This window comes from Phenylobacterium sp. (assembly GCF_037968635.1).
Lineage (GTDB): Bacteria > Pseudomonadota > Alphaproteobacteria > Caulobacterales > Caulobacteraceae > Phenylobacterium.
In genome coordinates this window covers 1-6,538 of the sequence record NZ_JBBKVV010000070.1, presented here as the reverse complement: position 1 = coordinate 6,538, position 6,538 = coordinate 1, and the positions used below count along the sequence as shown (strand labels likewise).

Genomic DNA, 6,538 nt, shown 5'->3' with positions numbered 1-6,538 from the left:
AGGTATTTGTCGGAGATCGCCGCGCCGAAGCCGGCGACGTTGGTGCTGACAAAACCCGTCTGCACTGTGGCGGTCACCGACGACTTTGCGGGCGACGCCGGGTCCCAGGTCAGGGTCCCGGCCACCTTGTCGAAGCGGAAGGTGCTGATCGAATAGCCCATGTGCGGCACGCGGGCGATGACGGACGCATGCTGTTCGTCCAGCTTGTAGGTCCCGGCTGGGGCCAGACCGGCGTCGGGCTCGCCGCAGAAGATGCCCGCCGGCACGCCGGGCGGGCAGGCGCCGTCCGCCGCCAGAGCCGGTCCCGCGAAGGTCTGTGACAGGGCCACGGCCGCGCCGGCGGCCAGCATCGTCTTCATCAGCTTGGTCATAGGCAAACACCCTTGTTCCGGTGGATCTGCCCCAAGGACGAACCCCACGCGACGCGCCCGACAGCGGGCGCGATCTTTTTGTCAGGCGACGGGCGGAGCCACCAGGGCTTCACCCAAAAGTTCCTGCAACAGGGCGGTGCGTGGATAGGGATGATGGCGGTACTGGCGGAAGCCCTCGGCCAGGGGCACGCCGAAGTCCCGGCCCCGCCGCCGGGTCCAGGCCTCCATCGAGGCCTGGTGGTCGCTGATGTCGTGCTGTTTGGAGACCCAGCTGTCCTGGCTCTTGTGGGCGGCCAGCATGGCCTGCTTGGTGACGAAGTGCGCGGCCACGTCGACGCCGAAGTCGGGAACCACCTTCACCCCCTCGCGGTCGCGGCCGCCGATGGGGTCCATGAAATAGAGGTGCGGGATGCCGGTCAGGACCTTGGCCTCGCCGGTCCGGTAGTTGGGCACGGAGGCGGCGAAACAGGCGTCGCGGACCAGCACGCTGACCGCCTCGTGGTCGGGGTGATAGTCGACGGGCGACGCGGTCAGCACGATGTCGGGCGCCGCCCAGCGGATCATCTCCGTCACCCGCCGCCGACACGGATCGTCGTTGAACACGCAGAGATCGGGAACCTCGCCGCAGCGATAGTCGGCCCCGATCAGGGCGGCGGCGGTGGCGGCCTCGGCCTTGCGGATGGCGGCGGTCTGGGCGGGCTCGGTGTCGTTGGAGCCGCAGTCGCCGGCCGTCACCGTGACGATCCTGATCGCGTGTCCCTTGGCCGCCAATACCGCCAGGGTCCCGGCGCCCAGGGTCTCGATGTCGTCGGGGTGGGCGTGGATGGCGAGGATCGTGGTCATGGCGCTTTTATCTCCCGTCGGCCTGACCAGGGAAAGGGCGGGGTCAGATGCCGAAGAAGCTCCCGACCTCCGCCGACAGACCCTCGGCCCACGCGGGCGTGGCCGCAACCTGCAGCTTGGGAAAGGGGAGGCTCGCGAAGAGATCGCCGCAGAGGTCACGGTATTCGGTCCAGAACAGCACAAGGCCGTTCATGCCGGTCCAGCCGCGCGCCTGGGCCAGGGGCGTCTGCTCCACATAGGCGATCAGCTTTGTCATCCACGCCTCGCCCCGGCGGGTGGCGACGAAGTCCATATAGTGGGCGCGCGGGTCATCGATACCGAGCAGCAGGAAGCGCGGCTTGGCGTGAGCTACGATCCCAGACCAGGCCCGGACATGGGTTGCGATCTGATCGCGCGGCGCATCATTGGCGTAGAGGAAACGGACGGTGTTTTGAAAGGCCGCGCCTTCGAGGATGAGGACGCCGTTCTCTCTTCGCAGGAAGGCTTCGAAGCTTCGCAGAACGTCGTCGACGAAACCTGACTGGGCGGCGGTCTTCCGCAGGGCGGAGGGCAGGACCGGGTGATCCCTGGCCTCCTCCAGCCACCAGCGAGCGGGCCGGCCTTGGGCGTTCGCCGCTTCGGCCAGCAGCCGCGCGGTCGTGGTCTTTCCAGAGCCGGGGAGACCCTCCACCAGCCAGAGTTGCTGTTCCATCGGTCCCCGACTCGTCCGCGTCCGTCAGCTTGCCTGGGTGACCATCGGTGTTCCATCGGCTTCGCACGCCGCAAGGTGAGACAAATTTCACCTGACAAGTCCGGGGTTATCTGGCTTTTTCCACCCCGTATTCGGGAGGGTAGGGGCATGGCCCAATTCGATCCGGCCGCGGCGACGCAGGCCTATCTCGCGGTCCTGTCGCCAGAGGCTCACGCCAAGGCCACGGCCTATACGCAGGGCGGCCACTGGGTGCTGCTCTGGGCCGCCCTGGTCACCGCTCTGACCGCCTGGATCGTGCTGAAGACCGGCATCCTGGTGAAGGTCCGCAACGGGATCGAATCCAAGAAGAGCCGCCCCTGGCTGGCGGTCGCCGCGGTGGTCGTGGTGGACGCCGTGATCGAGGGCCTGCTGACCCTGCCGTGGTCGGCCTACGCCGACTGGTGGCGGCAGAAGTCCTATGGCCTCACCGACCAGGCCTTCGGAGGCTGGCTGGGCGAGACCCTGACCATGATGGTCATCTCGATGGTCATGACCCTGCTCTTGGCGTCTGGCGTCTACGCCCTGATGCGCAGGGCGCCCAAGACCTGGTGGGCCTGGGGCGGCGGCCTGGTGGCGGTGGCCTTCATGGGCATCATGGTGATCTCGCCGGTGTTCATCGAGCCGCTGTTCAACACCTACACGCCCGCTCCCGCCGGGCCGGTGCGCGACACGGTGGTGACGATGGCCAACGCCAACGGCGTCCCTTCCGACAAGATCTATGTCTACAACGGCTCCAAGCAGTCCAACCGCTACACGGCCAATGTCTCGGGCCTGTTCGGCACCGCCCGGGTGGCGATGAGCGACACCATGTTCAAGCAGGGCGCCGATATTGCCGAGGTGAAGGGCGTCGTGGGCCACGAGATGGGCCACTATGTCCACATGCACGCCATCTGGCTGGCCTCGGCCTTTGGTCTGCTGGCGCTGGGGCTCTTCTTCGTCGTCGACCGGCTGTTCGCCCCCGTGGCCCGTCTGGTGGGCGCCAAGGACGTGACCGGGATCGCTGATCCGGCAGGTCTGCCGGTGATCTACATCATCATCGCGGTGGTGGGGCTGCTGGCCACGCCGATCACCTCGTCCATCTCGCGCCTGGCCGAGACCGACGCCGACAAGTTCTCCCTGGAACGCTTCAACGAACCGGACGGTCTGGCCAAGGCCCTGGTCAAGACCATCGAGTACCGCGCCGCCACCCCGTCCAGGCTGGAGGAGGTGATGTTCTATGACCATCCCGCCGTCGGCAGCCGTGTCCGCATGGCCATGGACTGGAAAGCCGCCCATCCCCCTAAGAGTGAGCCGATCTACTGACCCAGCGCATCCTTTCCTACGACGAAGCCAGCCGCGCGGCCCTGGCCGGCGACACCGAGGCGCAGATGGCGCTGGCCGAAGCCCTCGACAACCAGGGTCAGGGCAAGGCCGCCCTCGACTGGATGGTTCGCGCCGCCCACGGCGGTTGGATGCCTGCCGTCGCCCGCCTGGGGCTGTGGCAATTGGTGGGGCACATCACGCCCCAGGCGCCGGCGCTTGGCGTCGGCCGCATCATCCAGGCGGCGCAGGCGAACGATCCCTTCGGCCTGCACCTGGCGGCCATCGTTGATTCCGGCGCCATCGGCACGCCGCGTAACATCGCCCGGTCCCTTTTCTGGCTGGCCCGCGCGGCGCAGTTGGGGGATGGTCGCGCGGCCTGTCAGCTCGGCGTGCTCTGTGGGGACAGGAAGCTGGCCCACGCCGCCTTGTCCGCGGCGGTCGAAACCGGCTTCGAGCCGGCCCTGGTGGCGCTGGGCGACCGGCCCGCCATCGCCGGGCCCACCGACTGGGACGCCGTGGCCCGCGCCGCCGACCTCTCAGCCTTCGCCGCCCCCGTCAGCCGCGTGGTGGAGAGTGAGAGCCCCCGCGTCCTGTCGATCCCCGACCTGCTGCCCCCCGAGATCTGCGCCTACGTCATGGCGCTCGCCGAGCCGGCCCTGGGCCGCAGCCTGGTGCTGACCGATGACGGGACCGAACAGGCGCGCAGCGAACGATCCAACCGCGTCATGCACTTCGGCCTGGTGGATTCCGACGTTATCCTGGAGCTGGTGAACCTGCGGGTCGCCCAGGCGGCGGGCATGCCGCCGGAGAACGCCGAGGGGCTGGGGGTCCTGCACTACGCGCCGGGTGAGCGTTACCGCCCGCACATGGACTACATTCCCGACACTCCGGAGAACGCCCATCAACTGGCCGTCATGGGCCAGCGGGTTCGCACCCTGCTGGTCTATCTCAATGACGGCTACGAGGGCGGAGAGACCCTGTTCCCGCGCCTGGAGGCGGGCTTCCGGCCCGCGCCCGGCGGCGCGCTGATCTTCGACAGCGTCACCGACGACGGCGCGATGGATCCCCGCACCCTGCACGAAGGCTCTCCCACCACCTCCGGCGAGAAGTGGGTGATCTCCAAGTGGTTCCGGACCAAGGCGCTGCGGCCTACCGCTTCCTGACGAACACCGTGCCGGCGGAATAACCCGCGCCGAAGGAGCAGATCAGGCCTGTGTCGCCCGCCTGGAAATCCTCGTTGGCGCTGTGGAAGGCGATGATCGAGCCCGCCGACGAGGTGTTGGCGTAGGTGTCGAGGATGATGACGTTCTCGCCGGGCTCGGGGTCGCGGCCGAGCACCTTCTTGCCGATCATGACGTTCATGTTGATGTTCGCCTGATGCAGCCACAGGCGCTTCAAGCCGGTCGCATCGACCCCCAGGTCGCCGGCATGGGCCACGATCATCTCGGCCACCATCGGCACCACCTCGCGGAACACCTTGCGGCCCTCCTGGACGAACAGCTTGTCCGCCGCCCCGATGCCCTCGGGGGCCCCGCGGTTCAGGAAGCCGAAGTTGTTGCGGATGTTGTTGGAGAACTGGGTCTTCAGCCGGGTTCCGAGGATCTCCCAGCCCTGGCCGGGCTTGGCCAGGTCCGCCCGCTCGACGATCACGGCGGTGGCCACGTCGCCGAAGATGAAGTGGCTGTCGCGGTCGCGGAAGTTCAGGTGGCCCGAGGTGATCTCCGGATTGACCACCAGCACCGCGCGGGCTGAGCCGGTGGCGATGTAGTCGGCCGCCGTCTTGATCCCGAAGGTGGCCGACGAACAGGCGACGTTCATGTCGAAGCCGAAGCCCTCGATCCCCAGGGCCTGCTGAATCTCGATGGCCATGGCCGGATAGGCGCGCTGCATGTTCGAGGCCGCGCAGATCACCGCGTCGATCTGGCTGGCGTCCTTGCCCCAGCGGGCGATGGCGTCGCGGGCCGCGGCCACGCCGATCTCGGCCATCACCGACAGCTCGTCATTGGCGCGTTCGGGAATGGAGGGGGTCATGACCGCCGGGTCGATGACGCCGGCCTTGTCCACCACGAAGCGCGACTTGATCCCCGAGGCCTTCTCGATGAACTCGACGGAGGAGGGGGTCAGCGCCTCGACATCACCGGCCTCGATCGCCTTGGCGTGCTCGGTGTTGAAGTTGGCCACATAGGTGTTGAAGGCCTCCACCAGCTCGGCGTTCGAGACGCTCTGGGGCGGCGTATAGAGGCCGGTGGCCGCGATCACGGCTGATTCCAAGGGTCGCCTCCCGATACAGGGCCCGCTTACTGGGGCGTCAGGCGACACTGATAGCAGGGGAAGGCGCCCAGGCCGATAGGGCGTGGCGATCGACCGACGCGCTCGATGGCTAAGCTTCTGAATTGGCCAAGCTTCATCACCCCTAGGTTGGCCGCTTCGGCTCGGCGATAGGTGTGATTCCTGTCAATTCAAGTCTGTGGCGAGTTGGCCACAGCTGGCCGGGAAGCTTTGTGAGCTAACGGATTTGCTCAAGATTTAGGCTTGTTTCGGCGTCGGTGCATGCCATCTGCGCCTCACTGGGCAATGAAACCCAGAGTTGGAGTATCAAAAAATGAAGTCTCTCATCGCACTCGCGGCCACCGCCGCCGTTCTCGCCGCCCCGGCCATCGCCTCGGCTCAGACCTTCTCGCCCACCACCGTCTACGGCTCGCTCGGCTATGCCAACGCGAACATCGACGACTTGAACCTGGGCGCCATCCAGGGCCGTCTCGGCGCCCGTTTCGGCCAGTACGTGGCCATCGAGGGTGAAGTCGCCGGCGGCGTGAAGGAAGACAGCATCAACGTCACGCCCGCCATCTCCGTCGACTTCAAGATCAAGTCGCAAGTCGCCGTCTATGCGGTCGGCTTCCTGCCCGTGAACCCGCAGTTCGACCTGCTGGCCCGCGTCGGCTACGGCCACTCGGAAATCGAAGCCTCGGGCGCCGGCGCCACCGCCTCCGCCGATGGCGACAGCTGGAACTACGGCGTCGGCGGCCAGTACTTCTTCGACGAGAAGAACGGCGTGCGCGTCGACTACACGCGTCACGACTTCAAGGATTCCAGCGACGACGCCGACGTCTGGGCCGTCGCCTACACCCGCAAGTTCTAATCCACGAAAGCCCTCCTCCTCGATGGGGGAGGGTTGGATGGGGGTGAGGGCAGGGCGTCTGGCGAAGCTCAAGGTCGGCGTTCGCGCCTCCCGCGCCAAGCTTTCAGCGCCCTGCACACACCCCCATCCCCGGCCCTTCCCCCATCGAGGGGG

General features: G+C 67.3%; 7 protein-coding genes. 3 read left to right on the top strand and 4 right to left on the bottom strand.

All coding sequences use genetic code 11. The annotated features are described in order from the left end of the window. From AAC997_RS08310 to AAC997_RS08300, 3 genes are all read right to left on the bottom strand, one after another. A partial coding sequence (locus AAC997_RS08310; RefSeq protein WP_340645231.1) for a YceI family protein occupies window positions 1–371 on the bottom strand: 371 nt, incomplete at its 3' end. Between the two features lie 81 nt (window positions 372–452). Next, window positions 453–1,214, bottom strand: coding sequence for a PIG-L family deacetylase (locus AAC997_RS08305; protein ID WP_340645230.1), 762 nt, complete (start codon window positions 1,212–1,214; stop codon window positions 453–455). 43 nt (window positions 1,215–1,257) lie between these two features. Further along, the gene (locus AAC997_RS08300; RefSeq protein ID WP_340645229.1) at window positions 1,258–1,905 is read right to left on the bottom strand and encodes a hypothetical protein; all 648 of its coding nucleotides are present in this window, start codon (window positions 1,903–1,905) and stop codon (window positions 1,258–1,260) included. A gap of 147 nt (window positions 1,906–2,052) precedes the next feature. Between AAC997_RS08300 and AAC997_RS08295 the strand changes: the two genes are divergently transcribed. Then, window positions 2,053–3,246, top strand: coding sequence for a M48 family metallopeptidase (locus tag AAC997_RS08295; protein ID WP_340645228.1), 1,194 nt, complete (start codon window positions 2,053–2,055; stop codon window positions 3,244–3,246). 65 nt (window positions 3,247–3,311) lie between these two features. Next, window positions 3,312–4,409 carry a 2OG-Fe(II) oxygenase gene (locus tag AAC997_RS08290; RefSeq protein WP_340645227.1) on the top strand — a complete coding sequence of 366 codons (1,098 nt, stop codon included), beginning with the start codon at window positions 3,312–3,314 and terminating at the stop codon, window positions 4,407–4,409. Here the strand turns inward: AAC997_RS08290 and AAC997_RS08285 are convergent. After that, on the bottom strand, window positions 4,396–5,517 hold the full coding sequence (locus tag AAC997_RS08285; RefSeq protein WP_340645226.1) for a beta-ketoacyl-ACP synthase III: 1,122 nt from the start codon (window positions 5,515–5,517) through the stop codon (window positions 4,396–4,398). The genes AAC997_RS08290 and AAC997_RS08285 overlap by 14 nt on opposite strands. Before the next feature lie 331 nt (window positions 5,518–5,848). Between AAC997_RS08285 and AAC997_RS08280 the strand changes: the two genes are divergently transcribed. After that, a complete protein-coding gene (locus tag AAC997_RS08280) occupies window positions 5,849–6,385 on the top strand; it encodes a porin family protein (protein WP_340645225.1) in 537 nt (178 codons plus the stop codon). Window positions 6,386–6,538 lie beyond the last annotated feature (153 nt).